Origin of the sequence: Exiguobacterium sp. UBA7533 (genome assembly GCF_002479335.1) — a bacterium.
Classification (GTDB): domain Bacteria; phylum Bacillota; class Bacilli; order Exiguobacteriales; family Exiguobacteriaceae; genus Exiguobacterium_A.
This window is the reverse complement of the sequence record NZ_DLMP01000018.1, coordinates 90766-110700: the sequence shown is the minus strand read 5'-3', so window position 1 is coordinate 110700 and position 19935 is coordinate 90766. Positions and strand designations below refer to the sequence as shown.

The following is a 19935-nucleotide window of genomic DNA, read 5'->3' as shown; positions in this document are numbered from 1 at the left end:
CGGAGATGAGCACACGTCGCGTTTTATTCATCTGTACAGGAAATACATGCCGTAGCCCGATGGCGATGGCGTTACTACGCTCTAAGGTCGCTGATCAGGAATTCGATGTCCGTTCAGCAGGACTACGTTCGATGCAAGGATTCGATGCGTCCGAGAACGCACTACAAGTGTTACGCGAACGCGGCATCGAACTCGAGCACTATACGCAAGTCTTTGATGATGTACTCGGACGCTGGTCTGACATCATCTTGACGATGACGCGTCAGCACAAGCAGGAAGTCGGTGAACGCTATCCGGAACTGAAGGAACGGACGTTCACCTTGTACGAATATGTGACTGGGCTTGAACGGGATATCAACGATCCGTACGGCGGATCGATGAACGTCTATCGCCAAGTACGTAATGAACTCGAACCCCTCGTCAATCGTCTTGTGTTAAAATTAACGCAGAACGGAAACGGAAGAAAAACTCCGGACACACGGAAGCTTCCGAAAAAACAACCTAAACAAACGGGGGAATAGTAAAGATGAAAGTAGCAATCGGCGCGGATCATGGCGGTTTTAAGTTAAAGGCAGAAATCAACGATCTCCTACAAGAGCTCGGCATCGACTATACGGACTTCGGTACGCATTCGTCCGACTCGATCGATTATCCGGATGTCGCGATTCCAGTCGCGGAGGCAGTCGCGAACGGAGAGTTTGACCGTGGCATCTTGATTTGTGGCACAGGCATTGGGATCGGTATCGCAGCGAACAAGGTCAAGGGCATCCGAGCAGCGCTCGTCCATGATACGTTCAGCGCGAAAGCGACGCGGCAGCACAACAACTCGAACATCTTGACGATGGGCGAACGCGTTATCGGTCCAGGACTGGCTCGTGAGATCGCACAGCTTTGGCTTGAGACGGAATTCGAAGGTGGACGTCATGAGAACCGCGTTTGCAAAATCTCGGATTATGAGGTGAAGTAATGGACGTGACACGCATCCAGCACGATTTAGAAGAAACACTGAACGCTCTGGATGAACGATTTTCCTTAAAAGGAAAATTGCTCGTGATCGGCTGTTCGACGAGTGAAGTGATTGGCAAACAAATCGGCAAGGCAGGTTCACCAGAAGTGGCGGACGCCTTGTTCGATGTCTTCGATGCCTTTCGTCGATCGCATCAAGTCGATCTCGCCTTCCAAGGCTGTGAGCATATCAACCGAGCGCTGACACTTGAGCGGCAAACGGCCGAACGTCTCGGGCTTGATCCGGTGACGGTCGTTCCCGTTCCAGAAGCGGGTGGATCGATGGCGAGTGCTGCGTACCAGCGCTTCTCGGCACCTGTCGTCGTCGAAGCGATTCAGGCTGATGCCGGAATCGATATCGGTGATACATTCATCGGGATGCACTTGAAAGCTGTTGCGATTCCAGTGCGCTTGCCGCATAAGGAAATTGGTGAGGCACACGTGACGGCAGCCGTGACACGACCAAAATTAATCGGTGGGGCACGTGCTAAATACGAATAATTCATGCAAGGGGTTGCGCACCCCTTGCTTTTTTGATGTTGTTTTGGGGGATGCCGGGAACGAAACATTCGTGTTAAGATAGGTTTATCGAAATGAAATGGGGGAATTCAGATGGAACAAACACCGCTTACGTATCTGAAACAACAAGATGAGGCACTCTTTTCGGCAATGCGCCAGGAACTAGGTCGTCAACGGGATAACATCGAATTGATCGCATCCGAGAACTTCGTCTCGCAAGCTGTCATGGAAGCACAAGGCAGCGTCTTAACGAACAAGTACGCAGAAGGTTACCCGGGTCGTCGTTATTATGGTGGCTGTGAGTATGTCGATCTCGCTGAGAATCTCGCACGCGACCGCGCGAAGGAAATCTTCGGGGCAGAGCACGCGAACGTGCAGCCGCACTCCGGTGCACAAGCGAACATGGCGGTCTACTTCACGATTCTCGAACAGGGCGATACGGTCCTCGGGATGAACCTATCGCACGGTGGCCATCTGACGCACGGTAGTCCCGTCAATTTCTCCGGTGTCCAGTACAACTTCGTGGAATACGGTGTCGATCAAGAGACAGAGATGATTGATTACGACGTCGTCGCGAAATTAGCAGAAGAGCACAAACCAAAATTAATCGTAGCGGGCGCATCGGCGTATCCGCGCGTCATCGACTTCAAGCGGTTCCGTGAAATCGCAGACAGCGTCGGTGCTTACTTGATGGTCGACATGGCACACATCGCTGGACTCGTCGCAGCAGGTCAACATCCGAACCCAGTCGAGCATGCACACTTCGTCACGACGACGACGCATAAGACGTTGCGTGGTCCACGTGGTGGGATGATTCTCTGTAAAGAAGAGCATGCGAAAGCGATTGATAAAGCAATCTTCCCAGGGATCCAAGGTGGTCCACTCATGCATGTCATCGCCGCGAAAGCTGTTGCATTTGGTGAAGCCCTTGCACCAGAGTTCAAGGACTACATCGGTCAAGTCGTCACGAACGCCAAAGTACTCGGTGAGGAATTGACGAATCGTGGACTCCGGATCGTTTCAGGCGGAACAGACAATCACTTGCTCCTCGTTGACTTGCAACCACTCGGTATCACAGGTAAACTCGCCGAGCATGCGCTTGACGAAGCTGGCATTACGGTCAACAAGAACACGATTCCGTTCGACCCAGCGAGCCCGTTCGTCACGAGCGGTATCCGGATCGGAACGGCAGCGATGACATCTCGCGGATTCAAGGAAGCTGAGATGAAAGAAATCGCAGAGTTGATCGAACTCGTGTTGAACCACCCAGAAGAAGCAGACGTTCTCGCACAAGCACGTGAGCGTGTCGTTGCTTTGACAGGTCGTTTCCCACTCTACCCAGAGCGCGGATGATCGTCATCCCCTTCATCCTTTTCATTTTGAGAAGGGGGAAGGGGATTTTTTTGTTTGTCTAAAAAAGGAGGAGTACGATGTATATTCTAGTCGCAGAAGATGATCCTCATATCCAAGCCCTTGTCGTGTCAACGTTACAAGCCGACGGGCATTCCATCCGAGCGACAGCAGACGGAAACGAAGCGCTCGCTTGGATCGAGAAGGTGACGTTCGAAGCAGCCGTACTTGATGTCCTGCTCCCCGGACAGACCGGTCTCGTCTTATGCGAGCGATTACGGCAACACGGGGACATCCCGATCTTGATGCTGACGGCACTCGGGGAGCTGACAGATAAACGGGACGGTTTCGCAGCAGGTGCCGATGATTACATCACAAAACCGTTTGATCCGGAAGAATTAGTATTTCGCCTCCACGCTGTGGCTCGGCGCTATCAAAAAGCGGCGCAACCTGTTTTGCATCTTGGAGATGTCACGATCGATAAACGTAGTCAGCTCGTGACGATTCAGTCGACCGAGTGGACACTCCCGCGACGTGAATTTGAATTGTTGCATCAGTTGGCGAGTTTCCCGGGACGGGTCTTCAGCCGCGAGGAATTGATCGAACACGTCTGGGGACTCGATTTCATGGGGGATGACCGGACGATTGATGTTCACATTAAACGCCTCCGTGGACGCTTAAAGGAAACGAATCAGGTGAAGATTGAGACGGTCCGCGGACTCGGATACCGGTTGGAGGTCGACGCATGAGATCCCTCTATACGAAAATCGTCGGACTTGTCTGCGTTGTCTTACTCGTGTCGGCACTACTGGCGCTCCTGATTAGTAATATTGCCTATTATTCCTTTTGGCAGGACAGCTACAGCCAAAAAGTCGAGGAAGCGGTCGAGACGGCGATCGATTATTATGAAACGCACGGGGACGGCAAGACGGAGTCGTTTTACCGGATGTTACAAGCGACCGGCTTTCAACTTTATGTGCGCACGGACGACGCAATCGAGCGTTACGGAAACCCGTTTCGTGATGAAGCGCTCTCGAATCGGGTCGTCGAGCAAGTGAAGAGTGGTCAACCGTATTACGGAATGCGTGAATATCCGTTCCATCTCTTCTTGCTCGGTCTGTTCGATAACGAAGTCATCAATACGTACGGCACGTCGGTCAAGACGGTGCAAGGCACGGACGCGATCTTCGTCCGACCGGACTTGAGTCGTCAGATCCGTGAGTTGCATCTGTTCGTCGGTCTGTTCCTTGGACTGCTTGTCGTGATCAGTTTCCTTTTGCTTGTCTTTTCAATCCGCTATCTCGTTCGTCCGATCCGGCGCCTGACAAAAGCGACGGAACAGATGGCAGACGGTGACTACGGAATCCGCGTCGGAACGAAGGCACGCGATGAAATTGGTGAGCTGTCCCGGCGGTTTGACGAAATGGCAACGGCAGTCGAAGCGTCTGATACGGAACGGCGCCGATTCGTTGCGAACGTCTCGCATGAATTCCAGTCGCCGCTGACGACGATTGCTGGTTACGCGGGACAACTCGATGTGACGGGAGAAGACGTCAGGAAACGGACGGTCATCCGTCAAGAGGCGGAGCGAATGTCGGAGCTGACGCGTCAACTGTTGATCTTAGCGAAGCTCGATGAAGGACGACGCTTCAAACGACAAGCACTTAATCTGCGGACGAATCTTGAGGCGACACTCACGACACTTGCCTTCCAGCTGGATGAGCAAGGAATCGCTGTCGCACTCGATGTTCCGACGGTGATACAAATACAAGCGGATGTCAGTGCGTTGGAACATGTCTTCCAAAATGTCATCCGAAACGCTGTCTCGGTCTCAAAAGACGGAGCGACGATCCAGATTCAAGCAGAGGAACAAGCGGATCAGATCATCATCCGAATCAAGGATGAAGGACCAGGCATGACTGATGAACAGATGAAACATGCCTTCGAACGCTTTTATCAAGGCGATGCATCCCGGACGACGCGCGGAACGGGTCTTGGTCTAGCGATTGTCAAAGAGACGATGCGTCAACTCGGCGGGGATGCGAGCTTGTCGTCCGCTTCATCGGGTCTAACCGTAATGTTAACTTTTTTACGCGCGTGACACCTGCGTTCATGTTCCGTTCATATTGCGGCTGTATCATCAATCCTGTAGCGAACATACAGGAGGGATCATACAATGAAACTAGGATGGAAAGAACTCGTCCGGATGAAAGGGCGATTCAGTTGGATGACGATTGTGACGATGTTGATCGTCTTATTGATCTTGATGATCACCGGTCTTGCAGATGGACTAGCTTATGACAATGGGGCAGCCGTCCGTAATCTGCCGGTCGAACAGTTTGCGCTAAGTAAAGATGCAGAAGGGCAGCTGACCCGTTCATTCTTACAGGCGGATGAGACACCAAAGGACGCGGAAGCACTCGGTGTCCAGAACATGGTGCTTGAGAAGAAGAATAAAACGAAGGACGACGTAACGGTCTTTGCGTTACCACAGACTACGAAATATGGTCCCAAACAGCTGCAATCGTTGCAAAAAGGGGAGGTACTTGTTGATGCTGAGTATGCGGAGCAACGCGGAACGCGCGTCGGCGATACGATCACAGATTTTCGAACGAAGGAGACGTTCCAGATTGCCGGTACAGTAACGGACGGTCGTTATAGTCATGCACCCGTTCTCTGGATGACGGATGAATCGTGGCAAGCGTGGCAATCGAAAATGGGCACGTCATACGTATCAGCGTACATCGGTCAGTCGTTGCAAACGGATCAAGCGCTCTTTTCGAAACAAGCGGTGGTCGAGAACGTTCCGGGTTATGCGGCAGAACAAAACTCCTTTCAGATGATGCGGGTCGCGCTCGTCGTCATCGGAGCATTGATCCTGACAGCCTTCTTCTATATTTTAACGATGCAGAAGATGAAACAGCTTGGTGTCTTAAAGGCAATCGGTATCCGGACACGGACGATGGGTGCGAGTCTGCTCGTTCAAGTCGTCATACTGACGAGTCTTGCCTTTGGTGTCAGCGTCGCCATCACCTATCTGACGAGTCTTTTCCTACCGACGGATCTTCCCTTTCGATTTGAATGGTCGACGAGTCTGATGTACGGCGGCATTCTACTCGCAACGGCGATTCTCGGTGCGCTCGTTCCGTTACGGATGGTCAAGAAACTCGAAGCGGCAGATGCGATGGGAGGAATGAACGGATGATTCGATTAGAACAGATTGAGCAAAGTTATGGTGAGATGACGGTGCTGCATGACATTAACTTACAAGCAGAAGCGGGTGAGTTGATTGCTCTCGTCGGACCGAGCGGTAGTGGGAAAAGTACACTGCTCCAGTTGCTTGGATTGTTACAGACACCAACGAATGGTGCCGTCTACTTTGATCATACGTGTGTCAGTGAAGCAGTGGACGAAGAACGCCGTCGCTTACGTCTCGAAGAAGTCGGATTCATCTTTCAGGAATCGCATCTCGTGCCGTTTTTGACGGCAGGTGAGCAACTGGAGCTAGTCGCGAAGGAAGCCGGTCGATCGGTTGACGCGACGGCGGCACTCGCTGTGTTCGGACTCGAGCACCGGAAAGACCATTTGCCGCACGCCTTATCGGGTGGGGAACGTCAACGTGTCGCAATTGCCCGGGCTTTCGTCAATGACCCACGACTTGTACTCGCGGATGAACCGACGGCGAGTCTCGATTACCCAAATGGACGCCGGGTAATGGAGTTATTGCAACAGCAAGCGCATGATGCGAACAAGACCGTCATTGTCATCACCCATGACGAACGGATGCTAGATGTCTGTGACCGGATTTGGCGGATCGAAGACGGACGGATTACGGAAGCGACAGCATCCCGGTCCTATTCTCATAGTTGAACGAGTTACCCTTTTGTTTTCGTGCCTCAGTGCATGTGAAAACAAAAGGGTTTTTTGCTGATTCGTCACGAAGATAGGGGAAACGGACCATTTGCGGAAGCGTTATCTTTGATATACTTAACCGTAGTAAAAAAAGATAAGGGTGGAAATAAATGTGAATTTAACAACCTTGATCCAAAGCGAATTACAAGCCATTCAGACTGAACGACTAACGGAATGGTTTACACATAAAAGCCACGAGCGCCGGGAATATCAACGGATGCTCGAAGATTTCAAAGCAATCGTCATCATGCAACAGGCCGGATTTTATGAACAAGCGGATGCTCGGTTTGAACAGTGGAAGACGTTACCGATGCCGGCAGAGGTTTATCGTTACCGCCTAGCGATCGCAGGAAAAGCAGGCGGGAAACGTCTTGTTCAGAAACGGCTAGCATCGTTTCCTATGACCGTTCAGAATCATCCACAGCTGAAAAACTGGAAGCGACTCGGAAAACTAAATCCGTGGTGGCTCGGTGGAGCTGTAGCTGTCGTTTGTCTCGGTCTGATCTGGACACAGTTGGACGATGAACCGGCAATACCTGTCGCGACGAAACAGACAGAGGTCGAGCAACAACTCGCAGCGCTGCAAACAGAAGTCGAACAGTTAAAAGAAAAAAACGAACAATTGGCAAGTGAGCAAGAGAGAGAGAAAGCAATCAAGCCAGAGAAGAAGAAAACGAAAACGGAAACGCAGAAGCCGAAAGTGTCTGCGAAAGAATCGCTCGAGCAAGGGGTCGCTGCCGTTCAGGCGAAGGACTACAAACGAGCAGACAGTGTCTTGAACGGATCCGTCTTGACGAACAAAGAGACAGCAGGCATGGCACGCTTTTATAAGTTAATTGCTGCTGGAAAGTTGAAGAACACGACACAAGCGGATTACATCGCCTATCGGGAAGATTTTCCGAAGTCCGGTTACATAAGTGATGTCCTCTGGATGCAAGCCGTTTATGAACAAAAATATAAAAAAGGCGACTATCGAGCGACCTTACAAGAACTCGCGAAACAACCGGAAAATGAATGGTCTTATGCGGCAAAAGCGATTCTATCGGGTAAGAGTACGCTCGGGAACTGACGAAAAAACAGTTCCCAAGCAGTACGCTTATAGAGTACAATGCGAAAAGAGAATGGAGAGGAGATGCAAACAATGAGTAAAGTACATGTATTTGATCACCCATTGATTCAGCACAAGATGACGATCATGCGTAAAGTCGAAACAGGAACGAAACAATTCCGGGAACTTGTCGACGAGGTGGCTTCATTGATGGCATATGAAATCACACGTGACCTTCCACTCACAGATGTCGCGATCGAGACACCGGTCACGAAGACGACGCAGAAGATGATCGAAGGCAAGAAACTCGGGATCGTCCCGATTCTCCGCGCCGGTCTCGGTATGGTCGACGGCATGCTCCGCATGATGCCGAACGTCAAAGTCGGTCACATCGGTTTGTACCGTGATCCGGAGACACTCGAGCCAACGGAATACTACCTCAAGCTCCCAACAGACGTCGCAGAACGTGATTTCGTCGTCGTTGACCCGATGCTTGCGACAGGTGGTTCGGCGGCAGACGCCATCTCCTCCTTAAAGAAACAAGGGGCGAAGAGCATCAAGCTCGCATGTCTCTGTGCAGCACCTGAAGGCGTTAAACGCGTTCAAGAAGAACACCCAGACGTCGACATCTATCTCGCGGCACTCGACGAGAAGTTGAACGACCATGGATACATCGTCCCAGGACTCGGTGATGCAGGAGACCGTCTCTTCGGAACGAAGTAAAAAGACAGCAAGATATACGAAAAGACCGCAGACGATGATCTGCGGTCTTTTCGTTGCTATTTCGTAAACTGCGCAAGATTGCTGAAATATGCTTTAATGAAAAAAGGAAAAAAGGAGGAAGTCACCATGCCGATTACAGTCATGCCGATTTTCGGGACACGACCGGAAGCCATCAAGATGGCACCGCTCGTCAACGCCCTGAAGCAACACCCTGCTTTTGATGTTCATGTTACGATCACTGCTCAACACCGCGAGATGCTCGATCAAGTACTCGAACTGTTCGAGATCGAACCGGATCATGATTTGAATATCATGAAGCAACGTCAAACACTCGTCGACATTACGACGCGTGGTCTTGAAGGACTTGATGCCATCATGAAGGACATCAAACCGGATCTCGTCCTCGTCCATGGGGATACGACGACGACGTTCGTCGGAAGCCTGGCTGCCTATTACAATCAGATCGCGGTCGGTCACGTCGAGGCGGGACTGCGGACCTATAATAAGTACTCTCCGTTCCCGGAAGAGGTCAATCGTCAGTTGACGTCGACGCTCGCGGACTTGCATTTCGCTCCGACAGCGCAAGCGGCAGCGAATCTCGCATCCGAAAATCGTCACGCCGGTGTTTACATTACAGGAAACACGGCGATCGATGCCCTGCAAACGACCGTCCAATCGGATTACGTCCACCCGATGCTCGAGACGGTCGGGGACAGGAAGTTGATCTTGATGACAGCGCACCGTCGTGAGAACCAAGGCGAGAAAATGCACCAAATGTTCCGGGCGATTCGTCGCCTCGTCGATGCGTTCCCGGAGACGCACGTCGTCTATCCGGTCCACCTCAATCCAGTCGTTCAAGAAGCAGCGAAGAAGGTTTTTGAAGGGCATGATCGGATTTCGCTGATTGCTCCACTCGACGTCTTCGATTTTCATAACTTCGCGAGCCGTGCCCATTTGATCTTAACTGACTCGGGTGGTGTACAAGAAGAAGCACCATCACTCGGTGTTCCTGTTCTTGTCTTACGCGATACGACGGAACGTCCGGAAGGGATTACTGCCGGAACGTTGAAGCTTGCCGGAACGGAAGAAGAGACGATCTATCAGATGGCAACAGAACTCTTGACGAACAAAACACTTTATCAGGAGATGGCACATGCCTCAAACCCGTATGGAGACGGTCACGCGTCCGAACGCATCGTCCAAGCGATTCTGCATCACTTCGGTCAAGGAGAAGCACCGGCACCGTTACTCACGCAATAAAAAACGATCATCCTCGAATCGCTTGCATTCACTTGCTTTCCTCAGGCGAGACGTGAGCCGCGCCTCCTTCGTCTTTAGACGAGGAGTCGGATCTCACTTGTCTCTGACAGCACGAAAACTCGTGCTTTTTCCTGTAGGAGTCGCGTGATGTGAGCGATTCTTTGTTATGTCTTGAATTTCGTGTAATCGCAATAGTTGATTTAGGAGGATAATATCTTTAAATCTTACCATTTTCACTAAAATCAGCCCATTTGTTTAGAAAATGTAAAACCAGATGACCTTGAAACTGGAAGGGAAGCGATGACGATTCAAGCTGTGACGTAGCGCACGATTAAAAAAATGGAAATCGCTGAAATGTATTGTTACAAACAGATGTCAGAGCTGTTTTTATGTCCTGATTCGGAAGCGTTTTCAATTGTGAACGAAAAATGCTTTTTCACAAAATCGACACAAATCAATTTTAGAGGTCTTGTTTCGGTTTAACGGGTACGATATAACGTTACTGTTCAACGGTTTTGTTCACCATATGAACAATCTCTTTAACCGTTGATAGCACTACATATTTTCTTCACATCTTCGTGAAATGACTTGCATGTAAGACATCTGTGAAAACCTTATCAATCGTTGATATGTATAGGTTTTTCGGCTCTGTTTTTATTGTGAATTCATTTGACTATGAAAGCTGCTTCATTGTATTCTTGACTAGTATGAAAATCCGCAAATTGTGGGAAAGAAAAAGAACTCACAATTGGGAAAAAAGGGGGTCGTCTCTAGTGCGCCAAAGTGGGCTCGCAAAGAGTATGGTCATGGCCTCGCAAATTTCGACGGCACTGGCTGCACCGATCGTCATTGGCTTTTTGGTTGGGAACTATGGGGAACAACAACAATGGTGGGAAAAAATGGGTGCGACGTTCGCCGTGTTCATCGGGATTTTCATCGGCATTCTTTGCATGATCGCCATGATCAGGCACTTGTTAGGGGAGAAGACATGAACATCATCCTTCAAGATGCGTTGTATCGTGCGTACTTACGATGGTTTGGACTCTTTTACGGGATCCTGGCTGTCCTGCTGCTCATTGGACGCCCGAGTGAACCGGTCATTTATGGACTGGCGCTTGGTGGAACTGGCAGCTTTCTGATCTTGACGCTTCAACGACTCAGCGTCGATCGGATGTATCGTGTAATCGAGACGGGGCGTAAGCCGATGTCTCGTGGGACCGTTTCACGCATGGCGGTCGCGGTACTTTGTGTGATGATCGGTTTGAAATATCAAACTGAATTGTCATTAACTGCGGTGGTAATAGGCCTTCTCGCCGGCCACGTCATACAATTTTGTGAGTTCTTGACTCACGAACTCAAGCGGGAAAAGAGGTGAATAGTCAAATGAACCACGAAATGCCACTTTACGAAATCCCACTCTGGGGTGACTTCGTTCTGTACGGTAGCTGGACGAACTTGATCACAGTATTGATTGCTGCTGCTCTCGTCTTCTTGATTGCCGTGGCCGGTACGCGACGTCTTGTGATGAAGCCAACCGGTGCTCAAAACGTGATGGAGATGTTCCTCGAATTCGTTCGCGGTATCATCAGCAGCACGATGGACTGGAAAACAGGGGGTCGCTTCCTTACGTTCGGAATGACATTATTCCTGTTCATCCTTGTATCCAACATCATGGGTCTCCCATTCAACGTCGTGACGGGACACTACATTTGGTTCAACTCACCAACTGCAGATCCTTACGTGACACTGGCACTTTCATCTATGGTAGTGGTCATGAGCCATTACTACGGTGTGAAGATGCGAGGCTTCGGCTCTTATGCGAAAACATTCATGACGCCGATGTTTATCATTACCATCATCGAGGAGTTTGCAAACACGTTGACACTCGGTCTTCGTCTTTACGGAAACATCTTCGCTGGTGAGATCATGATCGGAATCATCCTTTCGATCGGTATCGTCTCTGGTACGAACGATTTCCAATTCGCCGGACCACTAGGCGCGATCATCTCGGGTATCCCGATGTTGATCTGGCAAGGATTCTCACTCTTCATCGGTGGTATCCAAGCGTACATCTTCCTTATCCTGACGATGGTTTACATCGGACATAAGGCAGCGCACGACCATTAATTCGAAGGTAAAGCATCCGCTTTTCCGATAACAGCACGACCAAATCAATGAACACACTCTAGGGAGGCAATTTATCATGAATCTTATTGCAACAGCGATCATCATCGGACTCGGCGCACTCGGCGCAGGTATCGGTAACGGTCTTATCGTAAACGGTACAGTATTAGGTCAAGCACGTCAGCCAGAACTCAAAAACGAACTTCGTCAAACAATGTTCATCGGTATCGGTCTCGTCGAGGCACTTCCAATCATCGGTGTAGCGGTCGGTTTCCTTCTTCTCAACTCTTAATCCACGATTAACGAGAACGGACTACATAGGGCGCTATTCGTTCAACGTTTGAGTGAACCGTCACGGGAGCTTAGGCTCCCTTATGTAGATATTGAAGTTGAACCAACCACGAGGGGAGTGTAATCGAATGAATCTAGCGTATCTTGCTGCTGAAAAAACAGAGACTGCAAACACGCATGAACTCTTGATCGGCAATATGATCGTCACGATCGTCGTTTTCCTCTTGCTCCTCATCCTCTTGAAGAAATTCGCATGGGGCCCGCTCGTCAACATGATGAAAGCGCGGGAAGAGCATGTGGCTAGCGAGATCAACTCGGCTGAAAAGAGCCGTAAAGACGCTGAAGTCTACGTAGAACAACAACGCGAAGAATTAAACAAGGCGCGTACGGAAGCACGCGACCTTTTAGAAGCATCACGCCGTCAGGCAGAAGCAGAGCAAGCACGTGCGATGGAGCAGGCACGTCTTGAATCCGAAATGAGTAAGGAAGAAGCTCGCCGTGCGATCGAACGTGAACGCGCTGAAGCACAAGCTGCTTTGAAGAACGATGTCGCTCTTCAAGCAATCGCTGCAGCACGCCACGTCATGAAAACACAGCTTGCGACGGACGAAGCCGCTCAAAAGGCACTCGTCGATCAATTCCTTGCTGATACTAAGGGCACGAACTAATGCGTGATCACGTAGCGGGACGCTACGCAAAAGCGCTCTTCGATCTTGCGCTTGAGCACCATGTGCTCGAGCAAGCAGAAGCTGATGTGCGGACGCTCGGCGAAGTGCTCCACGCAACACCAGAGCTCGCTTCGGTTTTAGATAACCCATCGATTTCTGCTGAAGAGCTCAAGCAAGTTCTTCAAACAAGCTTCACTGGCTTCAACTCGATCGTTTTGAACACGTTGCTCGTCATGGTCGAAAACGACCGGGCAGCAGAAATCGTCACGTTACCGGAACACTTCATTGCATTGTTGAATGAACACCGCAATGTCGCGACGGCAATCGTCACGAGTGCATACAAATTGTCAGACGAGGAACTCACGAAAGTGAAAGAGACGTTTGGCCAAAAATCAGGTAAAACGCTTGAAGTCGAGAACGTCGTCGACACGAGTGTCATCGGAGGACTTCGCGTTCAAATCGGTTACACGACATATGACGGTACGATCGAAACTAAACTAACGCGCCTTGAGCGTGAGCTGTTAAAAGCGTAAGAAAATAGGGGTGAAACGCATGAGCATTAGAGCTGAAGAAATCAGCGCCCTGCTTAAAGCGCGTATCGCGCAGTACGGTTCTACGATGGAAGTGAACGAGACAGGTACGGTCATCCAAATCGGTGATGGTATCGCTCGTGCACACGGACTCGACAACGTCATGTCGGGAGAGCTCGTAGAATTCGCTAACGGCACAATGGGCTTGGCGCAAAACTTAGAAGAAGGCAACGTCGGTATCATCATCCTCGGTGACTACCTTGAAATCAAAGAAGGCGACTCTGTTCGCCGTACGGGCCGCATCATGGAAGTACCAACTGGAGATGCACTCCTCGGACGTGTCGTCAACCCACTCGGTATGCCAATCGATGGTCTTGGTCCAATCGAAACAGAACACTACAACCCGATCGAGCGTAAGGCGTCTGGCGTCATGGCGCGTAAATCGGTACACGAACCACTTCAGACAGGAATCAAGGCAATCGATGCCCTCGTTCCAATCGGTCGTGGACAGCGTGAGTTGATCATCGGTGACCGTCAGACGGGTAAGACGTCGATCGCAATCGATACGATCATCAACCAAAAAGAAGAAAACATGATCTGTATCTACGTCGCAATCGGACAAAAAGAATCAACAGTCCGTGGCGTCGTCGAGACGCTCCGTAAAAACGGTGCCCTCGATTACACGATCGTCGTTTCGGCAGCGGCTTCACAGCCGGCTCCACTTCTTTACCTCGCACCATTCGCAGGTGTCGCGATGGGTGAACACTTCATGGACCAAGGCAAACACGTTCTTGTCATCTATGATGATCTTTCAAAACAAGCAGCTGCTTACCGTGAGCTTTCACTTCTCTTGAAACGCCCACCAGGCCGCGAAGCTTACCCAGGGGATGTCTTCTACCTCCACTCACGCCTTCTTGAGCGTGCGGCGAAGTTGAACGACGAGCTTGGCGCAGGTAGCTTGACTGCCCTTCCGTTCATCGAGACACAAGCGTCGGATATCTCAGCTTATATCCCGACGAACGTTATTTCGATCACGGATGGTCAAATCTTCCTTCAATCGGATCTCTTCTTCTCAGGTGTCCGTCCCGCGATCAACCCGGGTCTCTCGGTATCGCGTGTAGGTGGTTCGGCTCAAGTAAAAGCGATGAAGAAGGTAGCGGGTACGCTCCGTCTTGACCTCGCATCTTACCGTGAGCTTGAAGCATTCGCACAGTTCGGATCTGACCTTGATAAAGCGACTCAGTCGAAGCTTAACCGTGGTGAGCGGACAGTTGAAGTCTTGAAACAAGACTTGAACCAACCACTTACTGTTGATAAGCAAGTCATCATCATCTATGCCTTGACTCGTGGTCACCTTGATGATGTTGCTGTAACGGATATTCGTCGTTTTGAAAAGGAACTCAACCTCTGGCTCGATCAAAACCGCAAACAACTTTGCGATGAGATCCGTAAGACAGGTAACCTTCCAGCAGACGAAGAGATCGTAGCAGCAATCTCAGAATTTAAGAAAACGTTCCAAGCGACGGTTTAATCCGGCGGAACGCTCTTGATACTAACAAGGTGGTGAATCGAAATGGCATCGTTGCGCGAGATACAAACGCGGATCAACTCGACGAAAAGTACGAAACAGATCACGAAAGCGATGAACATGGTTTCGGCGTCGAAACTGAACCGCGCTCAAGCACATAGCGCGAAGTTCCAACCTTACATGCTGAAAATGCAAGAGGTACTCGGAACCATTGCGAATGGCACGACAGGTGCGAGCCATCCGATGCTCGAGAAACGTCCCGTCAAAAAGACAGGATATATCGTCATCACATCGGATCGCGGCTTAGCTGGTGCATATAACGCCAACGTGCTGCGTGAAGTCTACCGGGAAATCAAAGAAAAGCATACTACGGACAGTTACGTTCTCTTCGTGGTCGGTAAAGTCGGTGTCCAGTTCTTCCGTTCGCGCGGAATCACGGTCACGGATGCGATCACAGGTTTGAACGATTCTCCTTCGTATGTCGACGTCGCTGAGATCGTGAAGCGCACAGTGAGTGCGTTCACGGTCGGCGAAATCGACGAGCTCAAGCTGTGCTACAACCACTTCCTATCTGTCATCAGCCAGGAAGTGAAAGTCGAAACCCTTCTCCCACTCGGAGAAATCGAAGCTTCATCTTCGACGACTTATGAGTACGAGCCAAGCGAGGAACAAATCCTTGCGGAACTCCTCCCGCGTTATGCGGAGAGCTTGATCTTCGGTGCGCTTCTTGACGCGAAAGTAGCAGAACATGCGTCACGTATGACAGCAATGCAAAGTGCGACAGATAACGCAGATGACTTGATCGGTCGATTGACTCTCGTCTACAACCGAGCTCGACAAGCTGCGATCACGCAAGAAATCACAGAGATCGTCAGTGGGGCTGCTGCGCAGCAGTAATCCCGACTGGCGTAACGATAGGTAGGAGGAAACACGATGAACGAACTCGGTTTAAAAGGCCGCGTCGTCGCGGTCATGGGACCTGTCATCGACGTTAAGTTCGAAGGACACTTACCGAACATCTACAACGCGCTCCGTATTCAATATACGCCGCAAACTGTAGAAGAAGTGGCTATCGACTTGACGCTTGAGGTCGCCCTGCACCTTGGTGACGACGTCGTCCGTACCATTGCGATGGACTCTACGGATGGAGTACGCCGTGGAATGGAAGTACTCGATACGAATGCTCCAATCTCGGTACCCGTCGGAGAAGCGACACTTGGTCGCGTCTTCAACGTACTCGGTAACCCAATTGATGAAAAAGAAATCGCTGCTGACGTGGAACGTCTTCCGATCCACAAAAAAGCACCGACTTTCGATAACCTTTCAACGAAAGTTGAAATCCTCGAAACTGGAATCAAAGTCGTCGACTTGCTCGCTCCTTACATCAAGGGTGGTAAGATCGGTCTCTTCGGTGGTGCCGGTGTAGGTAAGACCGTCCTCATCCAGGAATTGATCAACAACATCGCGCAAGAGCACAGCGGTATCTCGGTATTCGCAGGTGTTGGTGAGCGGACGCGTGAAGGAAATGACTTGTTCCACGAGATGACGGATTCAGGCGTTATCAAACAAACAGCGATGGTCTTCGGTCAGATGAACGAACCACCGGGTGCACGTCTTCGTGTTGCCTTGACTGGTTTGACGATGGCGGAATACTTCCGTGATGAGCAAGGACAAGACGTTCTTCTCTTCGTTGATAACATCTTCCGTTACACACAAGCGGGTTCTGAGGTATCGGCCCTTCTCGGTCGTATGCCATCTGCCGTTGGTTACCAGCCGACACTCGCAACAGAGATGGGTATGCTCCAAGAGCGAATCACATCAACAAACAAAGGTTCGGTTACATCGATCCAAGCGGTTTATGTACCAGCCGATGACTATACTGACCCGGCTCCTGCAACGACGTTTGCTCACTTAGATGCAACGACGAACCTTGAGCGTCGTCTCTCTGAGATGGGGATCTATCCTGCCGTGGATCCACTTGCATCGACATCACGTGCCCTTTCACCGGAAATCGTCGGCGAAGAGCACTACGGTGTTGCACGTCAAGTTCAGGAAACACTTCAGCGTTATAAAGAACTTCAAGATATCATCGCGATCCTCGGTATGGACGAGTTGTCAGAAGACGACAAATTGACTGTACACCGTGCGCGTCGTATCCAGTTCTTCTTGTCGCAGAACTTCCACGTAGCTGAGCAGTTCACAGGACAAAAAGGATCGTACGTCCCAGTTAAGGACACGATCCGCGGCTTCAAAGAAATCCTCGAAGGTAAACACGATGATCTAACGGAAGAAGCATTCCGTCTCGTCGGTCCGATCGAAGATGCGATTGAAAAAGCGAAGGCGCTTGTCTAAGTGACAAAGCATAAGGGGGACTTGAGATGAACACACTTCATGTCAATATCGTCACCCCGGATGGCGAAGTGTATGATGGCGATATCCGTATGGTCGTTGCGAAGACGATTTCTGGTGAGATCGGGGTTCTCCCGCACCACGTCCCACTCGTGACACCACTCGATATCAGCATCTTGAAGTTGCGCCACGAAGATGGCGGACGCACGTTGATCGCTATCAGCGGTGGCTTTATGGAAGTGCGCCAGGATACTGTAACGGTTCTTGCGGAAACTGCGGAGCAAGCAGACAAGGTCGACTATGACCGTGCTGCAGCTGCCAAGGTTCGTGCAGAACGTCGTCTCCAGGACACGAAATTATCAGAACTCGAATTCAAGCGTGCTGAACTTTCACTGAAACGAGCAGTTAACCGTCTCAGCTTGAAAGACTACGGTCGCGATTGATTCGACCAAAGACCCGAATTCCTTTGCGGAATCGGGTCTTTTTTTGTACGATACGTCAATGATTTTTCTAAAGACAAACGTTTTCGCAAGAGGGGGAACGATACAGGTTTAAAACGCCGTAAAAATGTAAAAGTACATTATATGCCTCGTCTTCACAATTTCTTCAACATTTTTTCTTTGGAAGACTAAATTTATCTTCAATAAATATATTTTATACGCTAAAATTAATTCAGCGTGTTCTTTTTTGTTTGCGCAATCATTCATTTTATGAAATCATAGTAAAGTTGGAGAAACTATGAAGAAGAGGTGCAACGAAAGTGACATCTATTGGTGTGAGTGCGTTAGTTAGTATGCTGGTCTACATCGTAGCGATTCTACTCGCTTGGTGGTCCTTATTACCAGTCAAATGGGAGAAAATCCTGCAACATCCTAAAGGACCGCATGCGGTAGCCTTGCGAACGATTCTAGCCATTGCACTCGGATCGATCGTCGCTCGCTTTTTATTGGATTATGCCGGTTTTGCACAGCGTCTTCAGTTTTTAATTGGGTGAACTTGTAACTGCATTGTAAACCCTGAAATGGTAATTTGTTTTAACATGGAACAGGACACTGCTCTTTCAATGAAGGAACACAGTCATTTAGCAATCATCTAACATTACAATCGAAACGTCGTATTGGCTTTGGAGTAAGAGATCAACTATAGGGAAGTTTCTTTTCTAACATTCGTTGAATTCCAACTATGATCCTCACCAATCACGAATTGAACATACTAGAACAGAAACGAAGCAGAGGAGTAGGGAGAATGGAAAAAATCGTTGTCCGTGGCGGACGTAAATTAGCTGGAACAGTCAAAGTAGAAGGTGCAAAGAACGCGGTCTTAAAAACACTCGTCGCGACATTGCTTGCATCAGAGGGCCAATCGGTTCTTCAAAACGTACCACGTCTAGCAGACGTCTATACAATCAATAACGTCTTACGCAACTTGAATGCGGAAGTCGAGTTCGACGCTGAAGCAAACACGGTGACGGTCAATGCCGAACCGAATCTTAAAGATGAAGCGCCACTCGAATACGTCCGTAAGATGCGGGCTTCGATCCTCGTCATGGGTCCATTACTTGCACGTCTCGGTCGCGCACGTGTTGCGATGCCAGGTGGCTGTGCGATTGGTTCACGTCCAATCGATCTTCACTTAAAAGGTTTCGAAGCGATGGGTGCGAAGACGATCATCGGAAATGGATTCGTTGAGGCACATGTCGACGGTCGTCTCAAAGGTGCGAAAATCTACCTCGACTTCCCATCAGTCGGTGCGACAGAAAACATCATGATGGCTGCGACACTCGCAGAAGGAACGACAGTGATTGAGAACGTCGCAAAAGAACCAGAAATCGTTGATCTTGCGAACTTCTTGAACGCAATGGGCGCAAAAGTCCGCGGTGCAGGTACAGAAACGATCCGCATCGAAGGCGTCGAGAAGTTACATGGTGCAACACACTACGTCATTCCGGACCGGATTGAAGCAGGTACGTTCATGATCGCAGCAGCAATCACAGAAGGTGACGTCGAAGTCATCGGTGCAGAGCGCGAACACCTTCGTCCACTCATCTCGAAGATGGAAGAGATGGGCGTTAAGATCACGGATACAGAAGAAGGTCTCCGTGTCGTTGGTCCAGCGAAACTCGAAGCTGTCGACGTCAAGACGATGCCACACCCAGGGTTCCCGACAGATGTTCAAGCACAAATGATGGCACTTGTTCTCAAAGCAGGCGGCACATCGGTCATCACGGAAACAGTTTTCGAGAACCGTTTCATGCACGTTGAAGAATTCCGTCGTATGAACGCGGATATCAAAATCGAAGGTCGTTCATCGATCATCAATGGTGGCGTGCAATTACAAGGTGCAGAAGTGCTCTCAACAGACCTTCGCTCAGGTGCGGCACTCGTCACAGCAGGATTGATCGCTGAAGGCGAAACGCGCGTTGGCGCACTTCACCACATCGACCGTGGATACGTCGACTTCCACTTGAAGTTACAAGCACTTGGTGCAGACGTAGAACGTGTGACAGAAGAAGCAGCAGTCGTTGAAGAAACAGCTGCAACAAAACTTTAAGCACTCATTCAAGAGCATTCTCTCGTTTCCGGGAGGATGCTCTTTTTGTCGTCTTTTCAAAAAGATGACAATGAAATC

At 50.0% G+C, this 19935-nt stretch carries 23 protein-coding genes; all 23 read left to right on the top strand.

Annotation, left to right across the window (positions count from 1 at the left end):
- Positions 1-5 precede the first annotated feature (5 nt).
- The 23 genes from B2U10_RS15050 (at position 6) to murA (ending at position 19857) form a co-directional block, all read left to right on the top strand.
- A complete protein-coding gene (locus tag B2U10_RS15050) occupies positions 6-521 on the top strand; it encodes a low molecular weight protein arginine phosphatase (RefSeq protein WP_035410655.1) in 516 nt (171 codons plus the stop codon).
- Between the two features lie 5 nt (positions 522-526).
- The gene (gene rpiB / locus B2U10_RS15045) at positions 527-967 is read left to right on the top strand and encodes a ribose 5-phosphate isomerase B (RefSeq protein WP_035410653.1); all 441 of its coding nucleotides are present in this window, start codon (positions 527-529) and stop codon (positions 965-967) included.
- Complete coding sequence (locus tag B2U10_RS15040; RefSeq protein ID WP_035410650.1) at positions 967-1506, top strand: TIGR01440 family protein; 540 nt, start codon at positions 967-969, stop codon at positions 1504-1506. The genes rpiB and B2U10_RS15040 overlap by 1 nt, the downstream gene beginning before the upstream one ends.
- A gap of 111 nt (positions 1507-1617) precedes the next feature.
- Complete coding sequence (gene glyA / locus B2U10_RS15035; RefSeq protein ID WP_035410645.1) at positions 1618-2877, top strand: serine hydroxymethyltransferase; 1260 nt, start codon at positions 1618-1620, stop codon at positions 2875-2877.
- 77 nt (positions 2878-2954) lie between these two features.
- The gene (locus B2U10_RS15030; RefSeq protein WP_290752984.1) at positions 2955-3623 is read left to right on the top strand and encodes a response regulator transcription factor; all 669 of its coding nucleotides are present in this window, start codon (positions 2955-2957) and stop codon (positions 3621-3623) included.
- Positions 3620-4975 (top strand): HAMP domain-containing sensor histidine kinase, encoded by a 1356-nt coding sequence (locus B2U10_RS15025; RefSeq protein ID WP_035410640.1) that lies wholly within the window; start codon positions 3620-3622, stop codon positions 4973-4975. Before B2U10_RS15030 ends, B2U10_RS15025 begins: the two co-directional genes overlap by 4 nt.
- A gap of 75 nt (positions 4976-5050) precedes the next feature.
- Positions 5051-6079, top strand: coding sequence for an ABC transporter permease (locus B2U10_RS15020; RefSeq protein WP_290788671.1), 1029 nt, complete (start codon positions 5051-5053; stop codon positions 6077-6079).
- On the top strand, positions 6076-6744 hold the full coding sequence (locus B2U10_RS15015; protein ID WP_035410636.1) for an ABC transporter ATP-binding protein: 669 nt from the start codon (positions 6076-6078) through the stop codon (positions 6742-6744). The genes B2U10_RS15020 and B2U10_RS15015 overlap by 4 nt, the downstream gene beginning before the upstream one ends.
- 154 nt (positions 6745-6898) lie before the next feature.
- Positions 6899-7855: a hypothetical protein gene (locus tag B2U10_RS15010; protein ID WP_290788668.1), complete on the top strand. Its 957-nt coding sequence runs from the start codon at positions 6899-6901 to the stop codon at positions 7853-7855.
- 72 nt (positions 7856-7927) lie between these two features.
- Entirely contained in the window at positions 7928-8557 is a 630-nt protein-coding gene (upp, locus tag B2U10_RS15005) for a uracil phosphoribosyltransferase (RefSeq protein WP_023469504.1), read from the top strand.
- Positions 8558-8683: 126 nt separating this feature from the next.
- A complete protein-coding gene (gene wecB / locus B2U10_RS15000; RefSeq protein WP_290788665.1) occupies positions 8684-9817 on the top strand; it encodes a non-hydrolyzing UDP-N-acetylglucosamine 2-epimerase in 1134 nt (377 codons plus the stop codon).
- Positions 9818-10590: 773 nt separating this feature from the next.
- Positions 10591-10809, top strand: a complete 219-nt coding sequence (locus B2U10_RS14995; RefSeq protein ID WP_023469502.1) for an AtpZ/AtpI family protein — start codon at positions 10591-10593, stop codon at positions 10807-10809.
- Positions 10806-11192 (top strand): ATP synthase subunit I, encoded by a 387-nt coding sequence (locus B2U10_RS14990; protein ID WP_290752966.1) that lies wholly within the window; start codon positions 10806-10808, stop codon positions 11190-11192. The genes B2U10_RS14995 and B2U10_RS14990 overlap by 4 nt, the downstream gene beginning before the upstream one ends.
- Before the next feature lie 8 nt (positions 11193-11200).
- Positions 11201-11944, top strand: a complete 744-nt coding sequence (atpB, locus tag B2U10_RS14985) for a F0F1 ATP synthase subunit A (RefSeq protein WP_290784050.1) — start codon at positions 11201-11203, stop codon at positions 11942-11944.
- Between the two features lie 76 nt (positions 11945-12020).
- Positions 12021-12233: a F0F1 ATP synthase subunit C gene (atpE, locus tag B2U10_RS14980; protein WP_023469499.1), complete on the top strand. Its 213-nt coding sequence runs from the start codon at positions 12021-12023 to the stop codon at positions 12231-12233.
- Positions 12234-12360: 127 nt separating this feature from the next.
- Entirely contained in the window at positions 12361-12900 is a 540-nt protein-coding gene (gene atpF, locus B2U10_RS14975) for a F0F1 ATP synthase subunit B (RefSeq protein ID WP_290788662.1), read from the top strand.
- The gene (locus B2U10_RS14970; protein WP_023469497.1) at positions 12900-13433 is read left to right on the top strand and encodes a F0F1 ATP synthase subunit delta; all 534 of its coding nucleotides are present in this window, start codon (positions 12900-12902) and stop codon (positions 13431-13433) included. The genes atpF and B2U10_RS14970 overlap by 1 nt, the downstream gene beginning before the upstream one ends.
- 19 nt (positions 13434-13452) lie before the next feature.
- Positions 13453-14961, top strand: a complete 1509-nt coding sequence (atpA, locus tag B2U10_RS14965) for a F0F1 ATP synthase subunit alpha (RefSeq protein ID WP_023469496.1) — start codon at positions 13453-13455, stop codon at positions 14959-14961.
- 42 nt (positions 14962-15003) lie between these two features.
- The gene (gene atpG, locus B2U10_RS14960; RefSeq protein WP_035410620.1) at positions 15004-15855 is read left to right on the top strand and encodes an ATP synthase F1 subunit gamma; all 852 of its coding nucleotides are present in this window, start codon (positions 15004-15006) and stop codon (positions 15853-15855) included.
- 36 nt (positions 15856-15891) lie between these two features.
- On the top strand, positions 15892-17310 hold the full coding sequence (gene atpD / locus B2U10_RS14955) for a F0F1 ATP synthase subunit beta (RefSeq protein WP_023469494.1): 1419 nt from the start codon (positions 15892-15894) through the stop codon (positions 17308-17310).
- Between the two features lie 26 nt (positions 17311-17336).
- Entirely contained in the window at positions 17337-17750 is a 414-nt protein-coding gene (locus B2U10_RS14950; RefSeq protein WP_023469493.1) for a F0F1 ATP synthase subunit epsilon, read from the top strand.
- Between the two features lie 317 nt (positions 17751-18067).
- The gene (locus tag B2U10_RS14945) at positions 18068-18301 is read left to right on the top strand and encodes a DUF1146 family protein (RefSeq protein ID WP_029342736.1); all 234 of its coding nucleotides are present in this window, start codon (positions 18068-18070) and stop codon (positions 18299-18301) included.
- Between the two features lie 251 nt (positions 18302-18552).
- Positions 18553-19857 carry a UDP-N-acetylglucosamine 1-carboxyvinyltransferase gene (murA, locus tag B2U10_RS14940; RefSeq protein ID WP_290752951.1) on the top strand — a complete coding sequence of 435 codons (1305 nt, stop codon included), beginning with the start codon at positions 18553-18555 and terminating at the stop codon, positions 19855-19857.
- The last annotated feature ends 78 nt before the right edge of the window (positions 19858-19935 follow it).

Coding starts and splice junctions, on each gene's coding strand:
- B2U10_RS15050 (WP_035410655.1), top strand. CDS start 6: ATGAGCACACGTCGCGTTTTATTCATCTGTACAGGAAATACATGCCGT.
- rpiB (WP_035410653.1), top strand. CDS start 527: ATGAAAGTAGCAATCGGCGCGGATCATGGCGGTTTTAAGTTAAAGGCA.
- B2U10_RS15040 (WP_035410650.1), top strand. CDS start 967: ATGGACGTGACACGCATCCAGCACGATTTAGAAGAAACACTGAACGCT.
- glyA (WP_035410645.1), top strand. CDS start 1,618: ATGGAACAAACACCGCTTACGTATCTGAAACAACAAGATGAGGCACTC.
- B2U10_RS15030 (WP_290752984.1), top strand. CDS start 2,955: ATGTATATTCTAGTCGCAGAAGATGATCCTCATATCCAAGCCCTTGTC.
- B2U10_RS15025 (WP_035410640.1), top strand. CDS start 3,620: ATGAGATCCCTCTATACGAAAATCGTCGGACTTGTCTGCGTTGTCTTA.
- B2U10_RS15020 (WP_290788671.1), top strand. CDS start 5,051: ATGAAACTAGGATGGAAAGAACTCGTCCGGATGAAAGGGCGATTCAGT.
- B2U10_RS15015 (WP_035410636.1), top strand. CDS start 6,076: ATGATTCGATTAGAACAGATTGAGCAAAGTTATGGTGAGATGACGGTG.
- upp (WP_023469504.1), top strand. CDS start 7,928: ATGAGTAAAGTACATGTATTTGATCACCCATTGATTCAGCACAAGATG.
- wecB (WP_290788665.1), top strand. CDS start 8,684: ATGCCGATTACAGTCATGCCGATTTTCGGGACACGACCGGAAGCCATC.
- B2U10_RS14990 (WP_290752966.1), top strand. CDS start 10,806: ATGAACATCATCCTTCAAGATGCGTTGTATCGTGCGTACTTACGATGG.
- atpB (WP_290784050.1), top strand. CDS start 11,201: ATGAACCACGAAATGCCACTTTACGAAATCCCACTCTGGGGTGACTTC.
- atpE (WP_023469499.1), top strand. CDS start 12,021: ATGAATCTTATTGCAACAGCGATCATCATCGGACTCGGCGCACTCGGC.
- atpF (WP_290788662.1), top strand. CDS start 12,361: ATGAATCTAGCGTATCTTGCTGCTGAAAAAACAGAGACTGCAAACACG.
- B2U10_RS14970 (WP_023469497.1), top strand. CDS start 12,900: ATGCGTGATCACGTAGCGGGACGCTACGCAAAAGCGCTCTTCGATCTT.
- atpA (WP_023469496.1), top strand. CDS start 13,453: ATGAGCATTAGAGCTGAAGAAATCAGCGCCCTGCTTAAAGCGCGTATC.
- atpG (WP_035410620.1), top strand. CDS start 15,004: ATGGCATCGTTGCGCGAGATACAAACGCGGATCAACTCGACGAAAAGT.
- atpD (WP_023469494.1), top strand. CDS start 15,892: ATGAACGAACTCGGTTTAAAAGGCCGCGTCGTCGCGGTCATGGGACCT.
- B2U10_RS14950 (WP_023469493.1), top strand. CDS start 17,337: ATGAACACACTTCATGTCAATATCGTCACCCCGGATGGCGAAGTGTAT.
- murA (WP_290752951.1), top strand. CDS start 18,553: ATGGAAAAAATCGTTGTCCGTGGCGGACGTAAATTAGCTGGAACAGTC.